Annotated in this window: 19 protein-coding genes and 1 riboswitch; of the genes, 11 read left to right on the forward strand and 8 right to left on the reverse strand. The window is 41.6% G+C overall.

The genetic code is table 11. The features are described 5' to 3' along the window. Positions 1-18: 18 nt before the first annotated feature. The 7 genes from hemL to hemA all read right to left on the reverse strand — a co-directional run bounded on the left by hemL (position 19) and on the right by hemA (position 7,465). On the reverse strand, positions 19-1,305 hold the full coding sequence (gene hemL / locus ESA94_RS12735) for a glutamate-1-semialdehyde 2,1-aminomutase (RefSeq protein ID WP_129131285.1): 1,287 nt from the start codon (positions 1,303-1,305) through the stop codon (positions 19-21). Between the two features lie 88 nt (positions 1,306-1,393). Further along, positions 1,394-2,371 carry a porphobilinogen synthase gene (gene hemB / locus ESA94_RS12740; protein WP_129131286.1) on the reverse strand — a complete coding sequence of 326 codons (978 nt, stop codon included), beginning with the start codon at positions 2,369-2,371 and terminating at the stop codon, positions 1,394-1,396. 60 nt (positions 2,372-2,431) lie between these two features. Further along, positions 2,432-3,397 (reverse strand): oxygen-dependent coproporphyrinogen oxidase, encoded by a 966-nt coding sequence (hemF, locus tag ESA94_RS12745; protein WP_129131287.1) that lies wholly within the window; start codon positions 3,395-3,397, stop codon positions 2,432-2,434. Positions 3,398-3,467: 70 nt separating this feature from the next. Then, entirely contained in the window at positions 3,468-4,499 is a 1,032-nt protein-coding gene (hemE, locus tag ESA94_RS12750) for a uroporphyrinogen decarboxylase (RefSeq protein WP_129131288.1), read from the reverse strand. Positions 4,500-4,565: 66 nt separating this feature from the next. Then, positions 4,566-5,234 (reverse strand): uroporphyrinogen-III synthase, encoded by a 669-nt coding sequence (locus ESA94_RS12755; protein ID WP_164972732.1) that lies wholly within the window; start codon positions 5,232-5,234, stop codon positions 4,566-4,568. 25 nt (positions 5,235-5,259) lie between these two features. After that, positions 5,260-6,255: a hydroxymethylbilane synthase gene (hemC, locus tag ESA94_RS12760; protein ID WP_240671051.1), complete on the reverse strand. Its 996-nt coding sequence runs from the start codon at positions 6,253-6,255 to the stop codon at positions 5,260-5,262. Continuing rightward, positions 6,227-7,465 carry a glutamyl-tRNA reductase gene (gene hemA, locus ESA94_RS12765; RefSeq protein WP_129131290.1) on the reverse strand — a complete coding sequence of 413 codons (1,239 nt, stop codon included), beginning with the start codon at positions 7,463-7,465 and terminating at the stop codon, positions 6,227-6,229. The genes hemC and hemA overlap by 29 nt, the downstream gene beginning before the upstream one ends. Before the next feature lie 248 nt (positions 7,466-7,713). Between hemA and hemH the strand changes: the two genes are divergently transcribed. From hemH to ESA94_RS12805, 8 genes are all read left to right on the forward strand, one after another. Further along, positions 7,714-8,772, forward strand: a complete 1,059-nt coding sequence (gene hemH / locus ESA94_RS12770) for a ferrochelatase (RefSeq protein ID WP_129131291.1) — start codon at positions 7,714-7,716, stop codon at positions 8,770-8,772. A gap of 128 nt (positions 8,773-8,900) precedes the next feature. Next, entirely contained in the window at positions 8,901-9,257 is a 357-nt protein-coding gene (locus tag ESA94_RS12775; protein WP_129131292.1) for a four helix bundle protein, read from the forward strand. 32 nt (positions 9,258-9,289) lie between these two features. After that, positions 9,290-9,832 (forward strand): CopD family protein, encoded by a 543-nt coding sequence (locus ESA94_RS12780; protein WP_129131293.1) that lies wholly within the window; start codon positions 9,290-9,292, stop codon positions 9,830-9,832. 60 nt (positions 9,833-9,892) lie between these two features. Next, positions 9,893-9,984: riboswitch (TPP riboswitch) on the forward strand. A gap of 163 nt (positions 9,985-10,147) precedes the next feature. Then, on the forward strand, positions 10,148-10,876 hold the full coding sequence (locus tag ESA94_RS12785) for a class I SAM-dependent methyltransferase (protein ID WP_129131294.1): 729 nt from the start codon (positions 10,148-10,150) through the stop codon (positions 10,874-10,876). Beyond that, positions 10,860-11,927, forward strand: coding sequence for an AIR synthase family protein (locus ESA94_RS12790; RefSeq protein WP_129131295.1), 1,068 nt, complete (start codon positions 10,860-10,862; stop codon positions 11,925-11,927). The genes ESA94_RS12785 and ESA94_RS12790 overlap by 17 nt, the downstream gene beginning before the upstream one ends. After that, complete coding sequence (locus tag ESA94_RS12795; protein WP_129131296.1) at positions 11,928-12,554, forward strand: thiamine phosphate synthase; 627 nt, start codon at positions 11,928-11,930, stop codon at positions 12,552-12,554. A 2-nt stretch (positions 12,555-12,556) separates the two neighbouring features. Further along, entirely contained in the window at positions 12,557-12,829 is a 273-nt protein-coding gene (locus tag ESA94_RS12800; protein ID WP_129131297.1) for a Trm112 family protein, read from the forward strand. A 90-nt stretch (positions 12,830-12,919) separates the two neighbouring features. Then, positions 12,920-13,282, forward strand: a complete 363-nt coding sequence (locus ESA94_RS12805) for a hypothetical protein (protein ID WP_129131298.1) — start codon at positions 12,920-12,922, stop codon at positions 13,280-13,282. A 139-nt stretch (positions 13,283-13,421) separates the two neighbouring features. On the opposite strand, the gene hemN is transcribed toward ESA94_RS12805, so the two are convergent. Continuing rightward, complete coding sequence (hemN, locus tag ESA94_RS12810; protein ID WP_129131299.1) at positions 13,422-14,786, reverse strand: oxygen-independent coproporphyrinogen III oxidase; 1,365 nt, start codon at positions 14,784-14,786, stop codon at positions 13,422-13,424. 160 nt (positions 14,787-14,946) lie between these two features. Here hemN and ileS point away from each other — a divergent pair, with 160 nt between their 5' ends. The 3 genes from ileS to ESA94_RS12825 all read left to right on the forward strand — a co-directional run bounded on the left by ileS (position 14,947) and on the right by ESA94_RS12825 (position 22,318). Further along, positions 14,947-18,333, forward strand: coding sequence for an isoleucine--tRNA ligase (ileS, locus tag ESA94_RS12815; protein ID WP_129131300.1), 3,387 nt, complete (start codon positions 14,947-14,949; stop codon positions 18,331-18,333). A 1-nt stretch (position 18,334) separates the two neighbouring features. Beyond that, complete coding sequence (locus ESA94_RS12820) at positions 18,335-19,171, forward strand: TraR/DksA family transcriptional regulator (protein WP_129131301.1); 837 nt, start codon at positions 18,335-18,337, stop codon at positions 19,169-19,171. A gap of 291 nt (positions 19,172-19,462) precedes the next feature. Then, positions 19,463-22,318 carry a triple tyrosine motif-containing protein gene (locus tag ESA94_RS12825; RefSeq protein ID WP_164972733.1) on the forward strand — a complete coding sequence of 952 codons (2,856 nt, stop codon included), beginning with the start codon at positions 19,463-19,465 and terminating at the stop codon, positions 22,316-22,318. Positions 22,319-22,457 lie beyond the last annotated feature (139 nt).

Raw genomic sequence — 22,457 nt, forward strand, 5'->3', positions numbered from 1 at the left:
ATCAAAGAAAGAGTTGTGTTATAAAAGCTCCTGTAAACTTTCTTTTGTTGCAGCAATGGTCGTATCTAAATCCTCATACGTTAATGCATTATTGAGGAACCAGCTTTCAAAAGCCGATGGTGGTAAGTACACACCACGTTTCAACATCGCATGAAAATATTTTTTGAATAATTCATTATTCGCTGAAGCCGCACTTGCAAAATCAACAACTGCATGATCACTGAAGTGAATACTGATCATTGAACCAAGCTGATTGATGACATAGGGTCGACCCCAAGCTTTTAATACTTCGTTCAATCCATCACGTAAGTAGATGGTTTTTTCTTCCAGTTCTTTATAGATGGATGGATTGTTTTTTAATTCATTCAGCAAAGTATAACCGGCGATCATGGCAATGGGGTTGCCGCTTAATGTTCCGGCCTGGTACACATTTCCAAGAGGAGCAATCTGCTGCATAATTTCCTTCTTACCGCCAAACGCACCAACAGGCATACCACCACCAATTACTTTTCCATAAGTAACCAGATCAGCTTTAATACCCAAACGTTCCTGTGCACCACCTGCTGCTAAACGGAAACCTGTCATCACTTCATCAAAGATGAAAACGATTCCTTCTTCATCGCATAACTTGCGCAAGCCTTCATGAAAACCTGGTTCTGGTAAAATACAACCCATGTTACCTGCAACAGGTTCAACAATGATGGCTGCAATTTCTCCTTTATGTTCTACTGCTAATTTCTTCACAGCATCAAGATCGTTGTACGCTGCTGTTAATGTATCATTCGCCACACCAGCAGTAACACCGGGTACTGTTTGTATGTTGAATGTAGCCACGCCACTTCCTGCTTTTACTAAAAAAGAATCAGCATGACCGTGATAATGCCCTTCAAACTTGATGATCTTATTTCTGCCGGTATAACCTCTTGCCAAACGGATAGCACTCATACATGCTTCTGTACCGCTGCTCACCATTCGTATCAGATCAACATTCGGTACCATGCTGATGATGAGTTCCGCCATTTCAATTTCTAATTGTGTTGGTGCACCAAAGGAAGTTGAGTCTGCTGCTTTTTCCTGGATAGCTTTCACCACGGGTTCGTATGCATGACCAAGGATCATTGGTCCCCATGAAGCAATGTAATCGATGTATTGATTACCATCTGCATCATACATGTAAGCTCCCTTTGCTTTTTGCATGAAGAGAGGTGTACCACCTACACTTTTAAATGCTCTTACGGGTGAGTTAACTCCGCCGGGAATTGAGCGTTGGGCTCTTTCAAATAATTCTTTACTCTTATCGTACATGAAGAATAATTTATTGATGTTTGTTTTCACGCAAAGAGCGCAAAGAAAATAAGGCGCAAAGATTTCCTTTGCTCCTTTGCGTGAAAGACTACTGGTTTAAAATTCTTACAGCATCTTTTGCAAAATATGTAGCGATCAGATCTGCGCCTGCACGCTTGATAGAAGTAAGCACTTCCATGATCGCTTTGTCTTCGTTGATCCATCCTTTTTCTGCAGCTGCTTTGATCATCGCATATTCGCCGCTGATGTTATAAGCGCTAACGGGAACGTTCACTGCATTCTTTACTTCACGGATGATATCTAAATAACTCAACGCCGGTTTCACCATCACAATGTCTGCACCTTCTTCCACATCCATCACTGTTTCTTTAATGGCTTCAATGCGGTTTGCATAATCCATCTGGTAAGTCTTCTTATCACCAAAGCCGGGAGCACTATCCAATGCATCACGGAAAGGACCATAAAAACAAGATGCATATTTTGCACTATAGCTCATGATACCTGTGTTGATGAAATTATTTTCTTCCAGTCCTTTTCTTATAGCACCGATTCTTCCATCCATCATGTCGCTTGGAGCAACCATATCTGCGCCTGCTTCTGCATGAGAGATACTCATCTTCACCAATGCTTCCACTGTTTCATCGTTTACGATCTGTCCATCTTTCACTATACCATCATGACCATAAGATGAATACGGATCGAGAGCCACATCGGTCATCACATACATTTCCGGTACAGCATCTTTAATAGCTTTGATGCTGCGTTGCATCAGTCCATCTTTATTCCATGCTTCTTTACCGGTGTTATCTTTTAATTCATCTTTTGATTTAACAAAGAGCAATACAGCTTTCAAACCCATACTCCAGAGTTCTTTCACTTCGTTCACCGTTACATCTAAGCTGTTACGATAATAGCCGGGCATAGAAGCGATCTCTGTTTTTACATTCTCACCTTCATCAATGAAAAGCGGAACGATGAAATCATCAGGAGTAAGAATGGTTTCTCTTACGAGACTTCTTATTGCTTCTGATTTGCGAGTGATGCGATTTCTTCTTTGTAAATACATAAGACGTTTATTTAATGAACCGCCAACAGGGTTTGCAACCGCTGTCGGGGTTGTAAAGTTCTAACAGCTATTTGATTTTTTCGCCCAAGCAATCCGTTCTTCTTCACTTATTTCATTCAACCAATCTCTCGGATGCAAACACACTTCCTGCAATTTATATTCTTCACTGCCAAATTTCGGTTGATAATTATACTCAAAACGAACCGTAGGAGGTAAGCTCATCAAAATACTTTCAATGCGTCCGTTGGTTTTTAAGCCGAAGATAGTACCACGATCATGCACTAAGTTGAACTCTACATATCTTCCTCTGCGTACTTCCTGCCAGTGTTTGTTTTCTGCTGTGTAGGCAGTGGGCTTTCTTTTTTCAACGATGGGGATGTATGCATCAATAAAAGCATTACCGCAACGCTCTGCAAACTGCATCCAGAAATTAATATCCTGTGTTTCGTTGGGACGTTTGTGATCGTAAAATATTCCACCAATGCCTCTGCGCTCATTACCACGATGTGTATTTACGAAATAGTTATCGCAGGTTTCTTTCATTTCGGGATAGAACGATTTGTCGAACGCATCACATGCATCTTTATAGGTCTGATGAAAATGTTTGGCATCTTCTTCAAACAAATAATAAGGTGTTAAGTCAGTACCGCCACCAAACCAACGGTCGATCACTTCATCGTTTTCATTGTACAGCTCAAACATGCGGTAGTTGCAATGTACTGTTGGTACAAATGGATTGTGTGGATGAATCACCAGACTCAAGCCACAGGCAAACCATTTTGCACCGTTGATCTTGAGTTGTACACGCATGGTATCGGTTACATCTCCAAATACAACGGAAGTATTTACACCTCCTTTCTCAATCACATTTCCATTGGCAATGACACGTGTCTTTCCGCCACCACCTTCAGGTCGCTGCCATTCATCTTCCATGAATGTTGCTTTACCATCGCTCTGCTCTAAAGCAGCACAGATGCGGTTCTGCAAATCATGAATGAATGATATCCAGGTTTCTTTAACGTTCATATAATGAATGATGAGTGATCAGTGATGAGTTGTTGAGCAGTCACGCCACTCATTATTCATCACTCATTACTCATTTTTGATATTCCTTCACCGCCTCCACAAATGCTTTTGCATGATCAACAGGTACATTGGGTGTAATGCCATGACCAAGGTTGGCAATGTATCGCTGTGTACCAAATGCATCGATCATTTCTTTTACTGCTTTTTTAATTTCAGGAATTGGTGCCAGCAATTTCGCCGGATCAAAATTACCCTGAATGGTGATTTTGTTCTGCGTAAACTCTCTTGCCAATTGCGGCGTAATACACCAATCGATACCCACACCGCTGGCTGCACTTTCACTGATATCTTTCAACGCATGCCATGTTCCTTTCGGGAAAAGAATCACAGGCGCATCATCTTTCAATGCTTCTGCTATCTGGAATAAATAAGGCTGAGCAAATGCTTTAAAATCGACCGGACTTAATGAACCTGCCCAGCTATCAAATACTTGTACCGTGTCTGCACCTGCTTTCACCTGGTTCTTTAAATAGACAATGGTAATGTCAGTGATCTTTTGCAGCAACTGGTGAGCAAGCAATGGTTGCGTGTAAGCAAACTGTTTTGCTTTATCCCATGTTTTGCTGCCTTTACCTTCTACCATATAACAAAGAATGGTCCACGGCGCACCGGCAAAACCGATCAATGGTACACGACCATTCAATTCTCTTTTTGTTAAACTCAATGCATCGTACACATACTTCAAACTTTCTTCTGCACCGGTTGTGATCAACGCATCAACATCTTTTTGCGATGCAATTGTTTTTGGTAACGATGGCCCTTTGCCTTCTTCCATCAACACTTCCACACCCATTGCCTGTGGTATCACCAAAATATCGCTGAAGATAATAGCAGCATCCACACCCACCTGGTCAACAGGTTGCAACGTAATTTCTGTTGCAAGCTCCGGTGTTTGACAACGGGTAAAGAAATCATATTTCTCCCGCAGCTTAATATAATCGGGTAAATATCTTCCTGCCTGGCGCATCATCCATACCGGTGGGCGTTCTACAGTTTCTCCTCTGAGGGCTTTTAATAATAAATCGTTCTTAAGTTGAGTCATAATAAAATGAATGATGAGTAATTAGTGATGAGTTGTTGAGCAGCGACGCCACTCATTATTCATCACTCATAACTCATTAAAAAAATCCATCGCCTGCCTTACCAGTTCTTCTTTGCCCGGTGATTTGCCAATGATGATGGTGTTGTTACAATATTGTTGAACTGCTTTTGCTGTGGTTGTGCCAATGGCGAATACAATTGTTTGGTCAGCGATTTTGTTGCTGCTGAAAAAACTTGTGACAGCACTTGGGCTGTAAAATAAAATGCCCTGGTATTGCTTGCTTACTTTGTGCGGCGTGTGGATGGTTTCGTACACCATGATCTCCTGCACATCAATTCCTTCTTTGCGAAGGATAGCAGGTAACTCATCTCTGCGTTGTTCGCCACAGAAGAAAATCACTTCATCCACATCAGCTGCTTCAATTATTTTTTCGGCCAGCTCTGCTGCAGAACCTGCAGTTGCTGCAACACTATGTTCGCCAAAACTTTCCTGCAGCAGTTTTTTTGTTGTATTCCCCAAACAGTAAATAACCCAATCGGGAAGTTGACTGTCCTGTTGTGCCAGTACCGCTGTTACGGCATTCATACTTGTAAAGACAACAGTGGCCGATTGCATGTATGCCTGTTCAATTTCCTGCTGCACTTCTACAGATTGAATAGGCTCTGTTTCTATAAACGAGAGTTCATCAATAGCAATGCCTTCTTCTTTCGCTTCGCTTACAAGCAAAGAAGTCAATGGCCTGGTTGATAATATGTGTATGTTATTTTCCTGCATTCTTTATACTATCTGCAATGGCTTGTCCGCCGAGTGATAAAACTTCTTCTGCCGCTTCAAGTCCCAAATGCGCTGCATCGGGAATGGAAACAGTGTTTTCATATTCCACTTTTTCTTTTCCATCAAGCGAAAAAATATTTCCACGGAAATGAATTTCCTCATCCAACACTTCTGCATAGGCACTGATGGGTGTTGAACAACCGCCTAACAAGGCACGTAAAAACTCACGTTCAATTTTTGTACAAAACGCCGTATCGGCATCGTTAAACTCAACGCATGCTTCCAATGCATATGCATCCTCTTCTCTGCACACAACCATAACTGCACCTTGTGCAGGAGCAGGCAACATCCAATCAAGTTCAATAGAGTTTTCAGGACGAAGGTTGATGCGTTCCAAACCCGCAGCTGCAAAAATGGCCGCATCCCATTTCTCTTCTTTCAACTTGCGTAAACGTGTGTTTACATTGCCACGCAGATTTTCAACAACAGAAGTTGGATAACGATGTAACCATTGGGCTTTTCTTCTGATACTGCTCGTTGCAACCGTGAGTGGAGAAGATTCGCTATTCACGATTGACCATTCACCATTCACAAAACCCAACTTATCACTCATTACTGACAATTCATTTTTCAGTACCAACAGATCTTTCACCGGCCCACGTTTTAACACCGCTGCCTGTATAATACCTTTTGGTAATTGCGTAGGCACATCCTTCATAGAATGTACCGCTATATCAATCTTGTTATTGAGTAATGCGCTGTCGAGGCTGCGGGTAAACACACCTTGCACACCCATCTCATATAATGGAGTACTCAGGTCAATATCGCCTTCGCTTTTAATATAAACGAGTTCAGTTTCGTAGCCGTATTGAAGTAATAAGTTTTTTACCTGTGTGGCCTGCCAAACTGCTAACTCGCTTTCCCTTGTGCCGATGCGGATAATTTTTCCCATTTTATTCTGTGCCGGTAGCAATAAACTCATTGATGGCTTCAATGTAATAACAGCCTCGCTGGTTTTGCTCTTTCATTTTTGAAGCCATGCAATTAATTACCTTCTGAATTTTTTCATCGGTATTTTTTGTGCAGGCTGTATGATGCGGTTGCAAAGTTATATATAATGGGGAAGTATGAATTTCTTTGAGCTTTGTTTTTACGGCTTTCAGCACCGGCACATGCTTGCGCATCTGGTACCAATCCATAAATTCAGCTGTATGTTCTTCAATGATGGCTTTTGCTTTGGGCACTTCTGCTTCACGCTTGGCAAGTGTCTCATCTTTCAGCTTCGATAACTGATCTACATTTACCAGCGTTACATTTTCCAATGCAGCAGCCGCAGCTTCAACATTGTTGGGTATTGATAAGTCGATAACCAGTTTCTGCTGTTTGCTTTTTAATTGTGCAGCAAGAATAGTTGGCTCGGGTGAGTTTGTTGCTACTAAAATAATATCTGCTTCCGCCACTTGCACGCTCAGCTCTTCAATTGGTGCAGATTGTAAACCCAACTCATCTGCCAATACGGTTGCCTTTTCTTCGGTACGGTTGATGAGCGTAATATTATTTGTACCGAGATAGTCAACTAAATTTTTACAGGTGTTGCGCCCAAACTTACCTGTGCCAAGCAATACGATCTTTTTATTGCGGATATGCTTTACATGTTCACGAATAAACTGAACAGCAGCAAATGAAACCGATACCGTGCCATCACTCAGCCTTGTATTGTTCTTAATGGCTTTGGATGATTGCAGCATGCAGTTCACCAAACGTTCTGTAAATGCATGAATACGCTGGTGTTGTTTGGCGGTTTTTGCAGCTTGCTTTATCTGGCCTACAATTTCATAGTCACCCAGGATCTGCGAATCCAATCCGCCACCCACATGCAACAAATGATCGATTGCTTCTATTCCTTTTTTTACATAAGCTCTTTCACGAAACTCTTTGCTGCAACCTTCGGTCTGGCTGCAAAGCAACTCTTCCAATTGTGCCAACTGATCTGCAAAACCATAAATTTCGGTGCGGTTGCAGGTAGAAACCACAAAGGCTTCCTGCACACCAAATTCAGGGGCCTGGTTCAGTAAGGTTGCATATTGTTCGGGAGAAAGGGCAAAACGGCCACGCATTTCTGCATCGGTTTTGCGGTAGTTGATACCCGCTATAAAAAATTTCGATATGTCTTTTGTGCCGTTTTTGTGCATGGTGATTGTACCAAAAATCCTAAGCGCAAAAGTAACCTCGGGCATCGCATCAACCTAAAAATTCTGTCATTGCTTTGTCAAAAGAAAAAGTGATTTTAATCAGTTGAACGAGTGTTCATTATCACTGAAAATGCTTATGAAAAAATGCATCAATTCATTGCCCGAAACAGTCATTTCATACAAGTTTTATTGCAGAATGAACTTTTGTTTTGTATTGCGGTTACTTTTGCAAACGATTAAAAACAGATATGGAGCAAACAGCAAAAAAAGGGATCCTGTTGATGAATCTTGGTTCGCCCGATTCCACAGAAGTAAAAGATGTTCGCCGTTATTTAAATGAATTTTTAATGGACGAACGGGTAATTGATATGCCTTACCTGAAACGACTTCTGTTGGTAAAAGGGCTCATTACTCCTTTTCGTGCACCCAAATCGGCAGAGGCTTACCGTACCATCTGGACAAAAGAGGGCTCTCCGCTCATCGTTCTTACCCAGCAATTACAAGAAGCGTTGCAGCAGCAGGTAGATGTACCGGTTGAAATTGCCATGCGTTATGGCAACCCGACAGTACAGCATGGTTTTGATGCATTGATGAAAAAAGTACCCGGACTGGAAGAAGTGATTGCTGTGCCTTTGTATCCGCATTATGCTATGAGCAGCTACGAAACTGCAGTTGAGTATGCAAAGGAAATTCATCAGAAACAGGAATATCCGTTTAAACTGGAGTTCATTAAACCTTATTACAATGAACCGAATTATATTGAAGCATTGGCTGAAAATATAAAACCATATCTCCAACAGGAGTACGATCATATCCTGTTCAGTTATCATGGTATTCCTGAACGTCATTTAGTTAAAACTGACCCCACAGGTTCTCATTGTATGATGAACGGAAATTGTTGCAGTACTTCATCGGCTGCTCATGCAACCTGTTATCGTCATCAATGTTTTACCACAACCAATCTTGTTACAGATAAATTGGGTATTACAAAAGATAAATTCAGTGTGTCGTTTCAATCGAGACTGGGCAGAGATCCCTGGCTGAAACCTTATACCGATTTCCGATTGACGGATATGCCCAAAGAAGGAATTAAAAAACTGTTAATCCTTTGTCCGGCGTTTGTAAGTGATTGTTTGGAAACGTTGGAAGAAATTGAAGAGCGTGGCAAGGAAACATTTATGGAAGCAGGTGGTGAAACGTATAAGATGATCCCTTGTTTAAATACGCATCCTTTATGGGTGAAGACGATTGCTGATTGGACAAAAGCAATTGTAGCTGGGAATAAGGAGATGGTGCTGGTGAAATGAGTGATGAGTAATGAATGATCAGTGGTTGCCTTCTGGCACTCCCGTCTGACGATAGCTTAGGGGGAAATGAAGGTTTGACAAACGAAAAGTGTTTTTTATTTTGAAGTAAACTTATAAAACACTGTTCTATGTTTCTTCAACTTGCTCACACCAAAACCGATCTGTTTGCAACATCAAAATCATTTGCACTTGAATGTTATAAGGTAACCAGGTCTTTTCCTCCGGATGAGCGATTCGCCATGACACAGCAGATCCGCAGGGCAGCACTTTCAGTTCATTTAAATATAGCAGAAGGTTGCTCAAGAAAGTCGATAGCCGAGCGAAAACGATTTTTTGAAATAGCAAGAGGTTCGGTCATTGAAATTGATACGGCTTTTGATATGGCCGTTAATCTTGAATATACCTCACCTGATAAACTCATTGTTTTAGGACAGTATTTAGTAAGTACATTTAAACAACTATCAGCAATTATCAATCATGAGTAACCACTCATTACTGATCACTCATTACTCATACCATGTATCTCTATATTAAAGCTCTCCATATCATCTTCATCGTTACCTGGTTTGCGGGTTTGTTTTACATGCCCCGATTGTTTATTTATAATGTAGAGGCAAACGCAAAGGACGAAAACAGCCGCAAGGTTTTGCAGGAACAGTTTGGCATTATGATGAAGCGTTTGTGGTACGGTATTACCTGGCCATCGGCTGTATTAACGTTGATTTTTGGTGTTTGGGTTTTATTCGAAAGTGGGTACTCAAAAATTGTATTTGAACCTGCCGGAAGATGGATGCTTATCAAACTCATCTTTGTTGTACTCTTATACTTCTATCATTTCTCCCTGCATAAAATATTAAAGCAACAAACAGCAGGTATTTTTAAGTATTCATCACAACAACTCCGCATCTGGAACGAAGTGGCAACTATTTTTCTTGTTGCTGTTGTAATGCTGGTGGTGGTAAAACAAAACCTCAGTGCACTGTGGGGTGTGCTTGGGTTGTTATTATTTGTTGTGTTGTTAATGAGTGCGATTAAGATTTATAAACTTCTGCGAAAATAAACTACTGTTCATCTGCAGGAAATAGTTTTCATCGTTTCATTTCTGCCCTTACCTTTACATCGTCATTGCACGGGGTGCTTCATAGGAAGCTGAGATTATACCCGTCACCTGATTTGGATAATGCCAACGGAGGGATGCAGACGGATAAATTTATTCTTGTCCATTTTCGTTTGGTATTAACGGAAATGGATTTTTTATTTCTGTTAATACCTGCGGCTTCTCCAAGGTGATTTCTTATCAGGTATGCCATATTTCATAATGACTGATGTTATTTATCAGCATGCAATAAATATGGCATACCTAAAACAGTTCAACATGCAAGTAGAAAAAAGAGAAGCCGGATTAATTCCGCAACATTACCGTAACTGGCAGGGAAGACCGGAATGGTTCTTCAATCGGGAACATACCGATACGTATGAGCAGTGGTATGAAGGTCGTTACAAACGTGCCGAAGTGTGGCAGAAGAAAGTAATGGAACAACTCGTATCGAAAGATAAACGGGTGAAAACATTGCTGGAGTTTGGCTGCGGTACCACACGCTTTACCCGTTGGTGGAAAGAGATCGGCATTGAAGCAACAGGTGGCGATCTGTCGCCATTAATGCTGGGCCAGGCCATTCATTTATTTGATGGCGATCTAGTGTTGGCCGATTCGCATCACATGCCGTTTAAAGATCACAGCTTCGATACATTGGCATTCATCACCACATTTGAATATTACAAAGATCCGGTTAAAGTAATTCGTGAAGCAGCAAGAGTAGCGAAACATGGCATTGCAATGGGCATGATGAACCGAAACTCAACAAAAGTGGTACGCCGGAGAGTGCAGGAATTATTTGGTGCCAACCCGTTTTATCTCACTGCAACATTTTATTCACCAGCTAAACTCACTGCTATTATTGATGAAGCGTTGAAAGGAAGAAACTACAGCATTGAATGGACCTGCACCGGTTTGCCGAAATGGTTTCCTGTTCAGCAATGGAGTTTACCATTGGGCGATTTCTTTGGACTCTACATTAAACTGGAAGATGAGCAACATTTATAACAGGCAACCCGGTAAACTTAATCATCATTCCTTTGAAGAAATGATTCTGCAACGATGTGGTGCTGAACGAAACGAAGTAAGCACCGGTGCTGCATTTGGTGTAGATGTTTCGGTGATCGATCTGCCGAATGGATTGGCAATGGCGATGACGAGTGATCCATTGTCGTTAATACCATCGTTGGGTTTGCAGGAATCAGCATGGCTATCGGTTCATCTCATGGCGAATGATATGGCTACAACTGGTTTTGCGCCCATGTATGCACAGTTTGTACTAAATCTTCCTGCACAATTTTCAACAGCAGATTTTCAAACTTACTGGAACCATATTCATCAATACTGCAAAGAAATTGGTATTGCCATCACCGGTGGACATACTGGATTTATTGAAGGTCAAAATTCAACCATTGCAGGAGGAGGAACTTTTACAACTGTTGCTGCAAAAGAACAGATCCTTACTTCGGCAAAGGCAAACGAAGGCGATGTTATTCTTGTAACCAAACAGGCCGCATTAACAGCTACTTCTATTCTTGCCATGAGCTTTCCTGAAACAGTGAAGAACAACGCAGGAAAAGATGTGTATGAAAAATCCTGTGAACTTTTTTGGCAAACATCTTCTTTAATCGATGCATTAACTGCAGCCGGTATAGAAACAAAGTTTACAGAAGTAACTGCTATGCACGATGTAACAGAAGGCGGCGTATTAGGAGCGGTGTATGAATTAGCTGTTGCATCGAACAAAGGCGTGCGTTTGTACAATGATTCAATTCCCATTGGAGAAGTGCAGCAAAATGTTTGTGCATTGTTTGGAATTGACCCTCGTTATGTAGTCGGCGCAGGAGCCATGATCATCACTGTAAAAAAAGGAGCAGAACAAAATGTGATCGATCGATTGAAAAAGAAAAACATTGCATGCACAGTGATAGGTGAAATAACTGCGAAAGATAAAGGGAAGAAGATCGTAGTAGATGATAAAGAAGAAGAGCTTATCTACCTCGAGCGTGATCCCTACTGGCATGCATTTTTTAACGCCTATAAAAAAGGATGGAAGTAAATGGAAACGAAAATTAATAACGGAGTTTACCTTGTTGTTGATCCTTCAATAGAACAGCAACAATTGTTTGAACATTTGGCAGCAGCGCTGGAGCAAGGTATTGCTGCAGTACAGTTGTGGGATCATTTTCCAAATGAAAACGCTAAGCAGGAAATTATTCCGGTTGTATGTGCCATGTGCAAAGCGTCAGCAGTCCCGGTGCTCATCAACAACGATTGGCAACTGCTGAAAATGTATCCTTTGGATGGTGTGCATTTTGATGCGTTGCCGGAAAAGCTCACGTCGATAAAAAATGAGATCGGAAGAAATTTTCTTGTTGGTGTAACGGTTAACAACGATCTGTCTGTAGTTGAGCAGGCCGAAGCAAACAAGCTCGATTATATTTCTTTCTGTTCCATCTTTCCATCATCAACCAGTAACAGTTGCGAACTGGTATCGTTCGATACGATCCGAAAAGCAAGAGCCATCACAGCGATGCCGATATTTTTGGCAGGGGGCATTCGCTTAGATAACATCAGCAAACTTTCAGAGCTTGATTACAATGGTGTAGCCATTGTTTCGGGTATCATGAAAGCCGATGATCCTGCTGCAGTAACAAAACAATACAATCAACTTTTAAAAAAATAACGATGCGTTTAAGTACAATTGATAAATTATGCTGCCCTTTTGATAAGGCTGACCTGCAATTACAGGTTATTGCAAAAGATCTCGAAGAAAATATTATTGAAGGCATCCTCACTTGTAAAACCTGTCAGCGGTATTATCCTATTGTAAAAGGAGTACCAATTATGAGTCCTGATGAATACCGTGAGGTAAAACTGGAGCAACCTATGCTGGAAAACTGGCAGCAGCATTTGCAGGGCAAACAGGCAGATCAGTTCCGGCTTTTAGCTGATGAATAGCCGGTAAAAGATTAGTTTTTTGTTGAGCGAAAGAAATTATTAGTTTTAGCGTCAAACAACTGCTATCTGGCAAAACCAAACCAAAAACGAATGAAAAAAACAATTCTTCTGTCGTCTATCTGTTTATCATTTGTGCTGATCATCTTTTCCTGTTCACGCAAATCGGCTGCAACATCTTCAGTAAGTAAAAAAGTATCTGCGTCAGCAGCCATGTACGAGTCGAGTGTAAAGCCATTGATCGCTCTGCGTTGCTCTCCCTGTCATATGCCAGCTGAGGGTGGAAAGAAAAAACCATTGGACAGCTACGACAGTGTAAAAGTGCTTGCGGCGGATATGCTTCATCGTGTTGAATTAAATCCGGGTGAAAGAGGTTTTATGCCTTTCAAAAAGCCAAAGCTTACATCAGAAGAAATTGCTGTATTTAAGAAGTGGGCTGAAGAAGCAGCAAAATAAACTGCTGATATAATTTTTCGCCGCAGCTTTCCCGACGAACATCATGAAAGTTGCGGCGATTTTTATTTCGTTAATCCCGACTTGCGATCAATCCAGAGTAATAGCCGAAATACTTCCGGGCTTCTACTCATTACTCTTATTAAATTGCCTTGCTGAACATTGGCTGCACTGCATCCCGTTGCAGGTAAAGATCAAATGCGCTACAGATATTGCGTATAAACTGGCGACCCTTTTCCGTTACAACCAATCCATCATCATTCAAGTAAATCAAACCATCATCAAGCGGTTGCTGCAGCTGTGGCAATACATATTTTTGAATCAGTCGTTGATCATCTCTGCGAAAAACGGCATAACCTCTGCAACTGATGCTGAGAATATATTTGCGGAACGATTTATCTTCTTCGCTTAGAAAATAACCTTTAAAAATGGGCAACTCTTTTCGCTCAATGCATTCGTAATACTCATGCAATGATTTTTTGTTCTGTCCAAACGCAACTCCAATGTCACTGATGCTTGAAACACCCAGCCCTAACAGCATCGAAGTATGTTGTGTGGTATAACCCATAAAATTGCGATGCAGTTTTGCAGTTTCCCATGCAAGAAAAAGTTCATCATTCTGTAAGGCAAAATGATCCATACCAATATCGCTATAACCGGAAGCTGTAAGCAATTCTTTTCCCTTAAGATATAACTGCAGTTTTTCTTCGGGTGATGGTAAATCATTCTCATCAAACAAACGCTGCCCTCTGCTCGTCCACGGTACATGCGCATAGCTGTAAAATGCAATACGATCGGGCCGTAATTCAATCACTTCATTGATCGTTTTTGTAATACTTGCCAGGGTTTGTTTCGGCAAACCATAGATGAGATCATAATTCACCGAAACAAAGCCAATGGCCCGTGCTTCTTCGGTTGCACGTTTTACATTTTCAAGGGGTTGAATGCGGTTGATAATGCGTTGCACTTCGGCATCGTTATCCTGCACACCATAACTGATGCGGCGAAAACCGAGATCATACAATGTTGCTAAATGTTCTTTTGTGGTATTGTTGGGATGTCCTTCAATACTAAACTCGTAATCGGGATGAAGTACAGAACGATCCTTAATAAAATTGATGAGTCGTTTAAGATTTGCCGGCGAAAAGAATGTTGGTGTACCTCCGCCAAGATGCAGTTCCCGGATGATCGGTTTTTCGTGAAGAATGGAAAGATAGAGTTTGAATTCTTTTTCAATCATGCCCAGGTATTCTTCTTCCACACTGTGATTGGTTGTAATTTTTTTGTTACAGCCGCAATAGGTACACAGCGATTCGCAAAAGGGCAGATGAATATATAAACTGATTCCTTCTTTGTGATTGTGCAGCTCAAATTGCTGTTGCAACAGGTAAATGTATTGTTGCTGATTGATGCCTTCGGCCCATACAGGAACGGTTGGATAGCTTGTATAGCGAGGTACGGGTTTGTTGTACCGGCGTACCAGTTGTTGAAATACTTCGGGTTGCATGGCTACAAAATTCCCTGAAATGAATACCAGTGATGATGATGAAAACCGCCGCCTGGCCTGATTTCAGTCAGTTTTGAAAAAGGCTTTTGCGGGTGTTCAGAACCCCCCTGAACTTCTTACCTTTGGCGACTTTTAGACGAATTACGACCGATTTATTCATATGAGTACGAAATACAGAGAGTTTTCACAGCTGAATTTACCTTCCATCGAACAGGAAATACTGGCCCGCTGGGATGCGGAACAGGCATTTGAAAAAAGTATTGCGGTTAGGGATGGGGCTACACCTTTTGTGTTTTACGAAGGTCCGCCCAGCGCCAACGGTATGCCCGGTATTCACCACGTTATTTCACGTACGCTGAAAGATTTGGTGTGCCGCTACAAAACCATGAAAGGTTTTAAAGTAAACCGCAAGGGTGGATGGGATACGCATGGTTTGCCCATTGAGTTGGGAGTGGAAAAAGAACTCGGTATTACCAAAGAAGATATTGGTGTTAAGATCACTGTTGAAGAATACAACAAAAAGTGCCGTGAAGCGGTACTGCGTTATAAAGACAAGTGGGATGAGATTACAAAGAAGATGGGTTACTGGGTTGATCTGAATGATCCCTACATCACTTTCGAGAATAACTACATTGAAACTCTCTGGTGGTTGTTGCAGCAGTTGTACAAAAAAGGATTGCTGTACGAAAGTGTAAGCATTCAACCCTATTCACCTGCGGCAGGTACAGGTTTAAGTTCGCATGAGCTGAACCAACCCGGCACGTACAAAGATGTAAAAGACACAAGTGCTACGGTGATGTTCCGTGCAACACAGGATGAAAAGAGTAAGTTCCTGCACGATGCGGTGCATGGCGCAGAAGTATTCTTCATGGCATGGACAACCACACCTTGGACATTGCCGAGCAACCTCGGCTTAACCGTTGGTCCAAACATTGAATACGTATTGTTGCAAACATTCAATCCATACACACATCTGCCGATTAATGTTGTATTAGCAAAAGATCTCGTACACAAGTATGTAAAAGCAGAAGGAGAGAATGGTGATTTTGAAGGATACAATGGGGAACAGAAATTATTGCCTTGGAAGATCATCGCATCATTCAAAGGTTCGCAACTGGAAGGTTTGAATTACGAGCAACTGTTGCCATACGAAGCCAACAGCATTGATGAAGTAAAACGTATTACACCCGATGCTGATCCTTTCCGTGTATTGATCGGCGATTTCGTTACAACAGAAGATGGTACTGGTATCGTTCATACTGCACCTGCATTTGGTGCAGATGACTATCGTGTGGGTAAGAAATTCAACATTGGTATTTTAACCATGGTTGATCGTGAAGGAAAATTCCTTGATGGTTTGGGTGAGTTCAGCAACCGTTATGTAAAGAATTACAAAGACGATAAGGATTATGTAGATGTGAATGTTGACATCTGCGTAAAACTGAAAAAAGAGAACAGGGCATTTAAAGTTGAGAAATACGAACACAGTTATCCGCATTGCTGGAGAACAGATAAACCCATTCTTTATTATCCGCTTGATGCCTGGTTCATTAAAACAACTGCCATCAAAGACAAGATGGTGGAGTTGAATAAAACCATCAACTGGAAACCAAAATCAACCGGCGAAGGTCGCTTTGGCAACTGGCTAGAAAATATGGTTGACTGGAACCTCAGTCGTTCACGTTTTTGGGGAACAGCATTGCCTATCTGGAAAACAGAAGATGGTGAAGAAGAAATTTGTATTGGTACAGTTGAAGAGTTGAAAGAAAATGCAGCGAAAGCCGATGCAACGTTGGGCACCGACAATGCAAAATATTTAGGTAACGATATTGATCTGCATAAACCCTACGTGGATGAGATCATTCTCATTAGTGCAAGTGGCAAACCCATGAAACGTGTGCCAGACTTAATTGATGTTTGGTTCGATAGTGGTGCCATGCCTTACGCACAATGGGGATTGGATCATGAAAAAGTGAAGAAAGGCGAGAAGTATCCGTTTAAACTTCCTGCAGGTGTTGAGAAGTTTGAAGATCTCTATCCTGCCAGCTTTATTGCCGAAGGTGTGGATCAGACACGTGGTTGGTTCTATACATTGCATGCAATTGCATCACTCGTGTATGATAGTGTTGCTTACAAAACTGTTGTAAGTAACGGGTTGGTTTTGGATAAGAATGGTAACAAAATGAGTAAGCGTCTCGGCAACGTTGTGAACCCGTTTGAAACCATTGAGAAGTTTGGTGCCGATGCTACACGCTGGTACCTCATCACCAATGCATCGCCATGGGATAATTTGAAATTTGATATTGAGGGCATCAAAGAAGTGCAACGCAAATTCTTTGGTACACTTTATAATACGTATCAATTCTTCGCTTTATATGCAAACGTGGATGGCTTTGCTTTCAAAGAAGCAGCGATCCCGGTAAAAGATCGTCCTGAAATTGATCAGTGGATATTGTCATCGCTTCATACACTCATCAAAAAAGTGAACGAAGCAATGGATGATTACGAACCAACACAGGCCGGTCGTTTAATTGAAGAGTTTGTTGATGAACATTTGAGCAACTGGTATGTGCGTTTGTGCCGCCGCCGTTTCTGGAAAGGGGAGTATGAACAGGATAAGATCAGCGCTTATCAAACATTATATGAGTGTTTGGAAACCGTCCTCCGTTTAATGGCGCCTGTTTCGCCTTTCTTCAGCGATGCTATTTTCACTGAGATGAACAAAGTGAGCAACAGGTTCCAGGCAGCATCTATCCATCATGTCGATTTCCCGGTTGCCAATGATGCCTTTATCGATACAGCTTTGGAAGAACGTATGCAGCTGGCGCAGGATGCTTCATCGTTGGTGCTGTCGCTCCGCAAAAAAGTGAACATCAAGGTTCGTCAGCCCTTGCAGAAAATATTGATCCCCGTGCTGAGCAATGGTATGAAAGAGCAGTTCAGCAAGGTGGAAGATATTATCATGAGCGAGGTAAATGTGAAAGAGATCGAGTATCTCACGGCCGACAATACCTTCATCAAAAAGAAGATCAAACCCAACTTTGTAGCACTGGGGAAAAAGCTTGGAGCAAAGATGAAAGCGGTGTCAACAGCCCTGGCAACCTTCACCCAGGAACAAATTGCACAAATTGAACGTGAAACTGTTTATAATCTGTTAGTTGATAATGAAACTGTTCCATTATATTTGACAGATGTAGAAATTCTCAGCGAAGATGTACCCGGTTGGATGGTAACCAATAAAGGAGCCGTAACCGTGGCGCTGGATGTAACCATAACCCCCGAACTGCTTAACGAAGGCAATGCCCGGGAACTGGTGAACCGCATCCAGAAGATCCGCAAGGAGAGCGGGTTTGAGCTGACTGACAGGATTGCTGTAGAGGTATCTTTCAACGAGATCCTCGAGCCATCTATCACTCAATTTAAATCCTATATTTGCGCCGAAATTTTGGCAGACAGCCTCGAAATGGTTCCCGAAATAACCAACGGAACAGATATTGAGGTAAATGATTTTAACCTTAAAGTTCAAGTACTCAAAAAAGGAGGATAGAATGGCAACAAAAAAGAAAGCAGCCAAACCAGCCCCTAAGAAAGTGGCTAAACCCGCAGCTAAACCTGCACCTAAAAAAGCGGCCAAGCCTGCTGCTAAAAAGCCAGCTCCTAAACCTGTCGCTAAAAAAGCTGCAGCTAAGCCTGCACCTAAAAAAGCGGCAAAACCGGCTCCAAAGCCAGCTGTTAAAGCAGCAAAGCCAGCTCCCAAACCGGTAGCAAAGCCTGCAGCCAAACCAGCCCCGGCCCCTGCCGAAAAGCCCGTGAGTGCAATTAAACCGACCGTTAAACAAGCAATCAAAGATTTGAAAAAAGAAGCAAAAAAACCGGCTCCTCCAAAAGAGATCAAGCCCATCAAAACATCGGTGAATACATCGGTGAAATATCAACCCGATTTTACAAAATCAGTATTAGACAAATCAGTGGAAGAAAAACCTCAAGGACCGTTGGTTCGTTACAGTGATGCCGATCTGCAGGAGTTCAGAGAACTCATCCAACGTAAACTGGAAGCGGCAAAGAAAGAATTATCTTATTTACAGGGTCTCATCACCCGTAAAGACGATCAGGGTGGCGATGGTGACGATGGTCGTTACATGACTATGGAAGATGGTAGTGTAAGTATGGAGCGTGAACAACTGAGCCAAATGGCCAGCCGCCAGATCACTTACATTGATCACCTGGAAAAAGCCCTGATGCGTATTGAAAACAAAACTTACGGCATCTGCCGTGTTACCGGTAAGTTGATCGATAAGGCACGTTTGCGTGCAGTACCTCATGCAACCCTGAGCATTGAAGCAAAAATGGGTATTGTAAAAGGTCCTCAACCAGCCGGAGAATAAGAAATTACTGTAACAGTAACTTTATAAGGTTGTCAGCTCCTGCAAGTTGACAACCTTTTTTCGTGCATCTATTTTTCCTTTGCTTCAACAGTTTCTTATGTACGTTCATGTGTTGGCTGGCAAAGCTGTACACAAAATCAAATCCTGCTTTCCTGAAAGGCTTGCTGATTTTATCAAACGTTAAGTATTTCTCTTTGTTTATTGTATCCGCAGATTATTTATCTTGACCACTTGAAAACAATAAATTGGGTAACGGGGATCTTGCTGATGGCTGCATGTGTTGCAACCCAAATGCTTTGTGCCCAAAATACCATCGGTATACCCAATATTGTAAACTATACCAAGCAGCAATACAATGCAGGCAGCCAGAACTGGGGCGTTGTGCAGGACAAAAACGGTATCATGTATTGGGCCAATAACGATGGACTGTTGAGTTTTGATGGCGTTTTCTGGCGCATGTACAAATTGCCGAACAAAACAATTGCACGTTCTGTTGCTGTAAGTGATGATAATAAAATATACGTTGGCGGACAGGGTGAGGTAGGTTATTTTTCCCCCGGCAGCAGCGGTGAGTTATTCTATACTTCACTAAACAAACTCATCCCTGCTAAAGACAATGATTTTGCTGATGTTTGGAATATCTGTTTTTATCAAAACCGTGTTTTCTTCAGGGCCAACAAGAAAATACTGGAGTATGATGGTAAAAAGGTGCTTGCTTATAATAGTGGGAACTGGGGTTTTCTTGGTTCTGTGAATGGCGAATTGATTGCAAATGAAATTGACAAGGGTCTTGTTTATTATTCAAACGGGCAATGGCTTCCTAAAATAAAAACGGGAAAGTTGCCAACTGATAACCTGTTGCTTCGATCGGCATTATCGTTAACAAAAGACAGTACGCTACTTGTATCGCTTATGCATGGCCTGTTCATTTTGCATGGCGATACTGTTTCTGCTTTCACAACGCCGGATATAAAAGAGGTTGCTTCAAAAAATATTTCTTCGGCCTGCATGATCTCTGCCGATAGAATTGCACTGGCAACAAATCTTGGCGGCTGTATCATAATTAATAAACAGGGAAAATTTATTCAGCGTTTTACAAAGAACGAAGGCATACAAAATAACAATGTGCTGAGTGTAATGGCCGACAAGAATAAGAACCTGTGGTTTGGTTTGGATAATGGTATCGACCTCGTTACCTACAGCAACGCCATCCGTAATATTTTCCCCGATCAACAAAACAGGAATGCAGGTTACACATCAACTATTTTCAACAACGAATTATATCTCGGTGTATCAACCGGTGTCTATCGTATCGGGCTTGACAAATTGTTTAACGATATCAGTTATACCATCGGCACGTTTGAGTTTGTAGAAAACTCACAAGGGCAGGTTTGGAATTTGTCAACCGTAAATGACAAATTGTTGATGGGGCATAACAAAGGAGCTTTCATTATCGAAGGAAGTAAAGCATTGCCGCTTGATGTACGTTCAGGATTTTGGAGTTTTCAACCTTTGTATGCAACACAACCTTCATCAGTAATTGTTGGCGGAACGTATAATGGTATCAGCTTTGCGAATTATAATAATGGAAACATTTCTATGCCTGTTGTAAACTCAAATGTTGAGTCTGCACGTTTTGTAGCAATTGGAAAAAACATTATCTGGATCGCACATCCATATAAAGGACTTTATAAAGTCAGTTATGATGCGACTGGCATCGGCAATTCAGAAAGATATATCGACAAGAATAAAATACTCTCAAGCAATCATAACAAGATCTACAAACTGAAAAATAAAATTGTCCTTACTACCGATAACGGCATTTTTGAGTACGATGAACAGCAAAAAGATTTCATCCGTTCTGTTTCACTTGAAAAACTATTAGGGAAGGCGCCTGTAAGTTACTTGAAGGAAGATGCAAGTGGCAATATCTGGTTTAGTCGTGACCGAAAAATATCGGTCGTTGATCGTTCATTTAAAGAACCACGTATTGTATTAATACCGGAGATTGATGGTCGCATTATGGCCAATGGGTTTGAAAATATTCTTGTGATCGATAGTAGCAATGTGCTGATCGCAGCCGAGAAGGGATTCTTTCACATCAATTATGCATTGTATAAAAAGAACCGGTTGCCATTGCAGGCGCTCGTTCGTAAAGTTCAATTGAGTAATGTGCAGGAAAATGGATTGATCTATGGTGGATACAACCTGCTTTCATCTATCCCTTCTGTTAAGTATAAATACAACTCCCTACATTTTGAATGTTCATCAACATTGTTTGGGCAGGAACTGAACACAGAATACAGCTATTACCTTGAAGGGTTTGATAAAGATTGGTCGGTTTGGACGAGAAAAACCGAAAGAGATTATACAAACATACCGGCGGGTTATTACACGTTTAAAGTAAAATGCCGCAACAACCCCGACAATGAATCGAAGGAATCGGTTTTTGTATTTAAGGTACTTCCTCCCTGGTATCAAACATGGTGGGCTTATAGCTTATACGCTGTTTTGTTCTTCAGCCTGATCTATCTTTTTTACAAACGTCAGCAGAATAAGTATAAAAGATTGCAACAACTGAAATTGCAGGAACAACAGCGCAAGTATGCCGAGGAACAAAAACAACTGCAACTGCAACATCAACTTGAGATCGAACAGAACGAAAAGCAGATCATTGAACTGAGGAACGAAAAGCTGCAATCGGAAGTAGAACATAAAAACTCCGAATTGGCGTCGTCGGCCATGAACCTGGTGCAGAAAAAAGAACTGCTCAGTAAATTGAAAGAAGACCTTGTGCAATATAAAGCAGCACCCGACCAAGGGAAGGCCGGCAAAGAGTTCCAAAAAATCCTGAAGCTGATCGATAAGGAACTTGACCACAACGAGGAGTGGGAGCAGTTTGCCGTACACTTCGATAGCGTGCACACCAACTACCTCAAAAAACTAAAAGAACAGTACCCATCCCTCACCACTTCAGATCTGAAACTGGCAGCTTACCTCCGCCTCAACCTCAGCTCAAAAGAGATCGCCCAACTCATGAACATATCCATTCGTGGGGTTGAAACCAGTCGTTACCGGCTTCGGAAAAAACTTGATCTGGCAAATGAAATGAATCTTTTCGATCATCTCATCAAAATCACAACTTAGGTTTGATTTTTCTTCAAAGAATTTTCAGAAAGCGCTCCGACGTAGCCATGATTTTCATAACTATTTATAAATCAATAATTATTATTTCCATTGTAGAGGTTTTGGCGTAGTGCTTTTTTTGGAGGAGGGGGCCTTAAAT

This window comes from Lacibacter luteus, assembly GCF_004118265.1.
In the GTDB taxonomy this organism is placed as follows: domain Bacteria; phylum Bacteroidota; class Bacteroidia; order Chitinophagales; family Chitinophagaceae; genus Lacibacter; species Lacibacter luteus.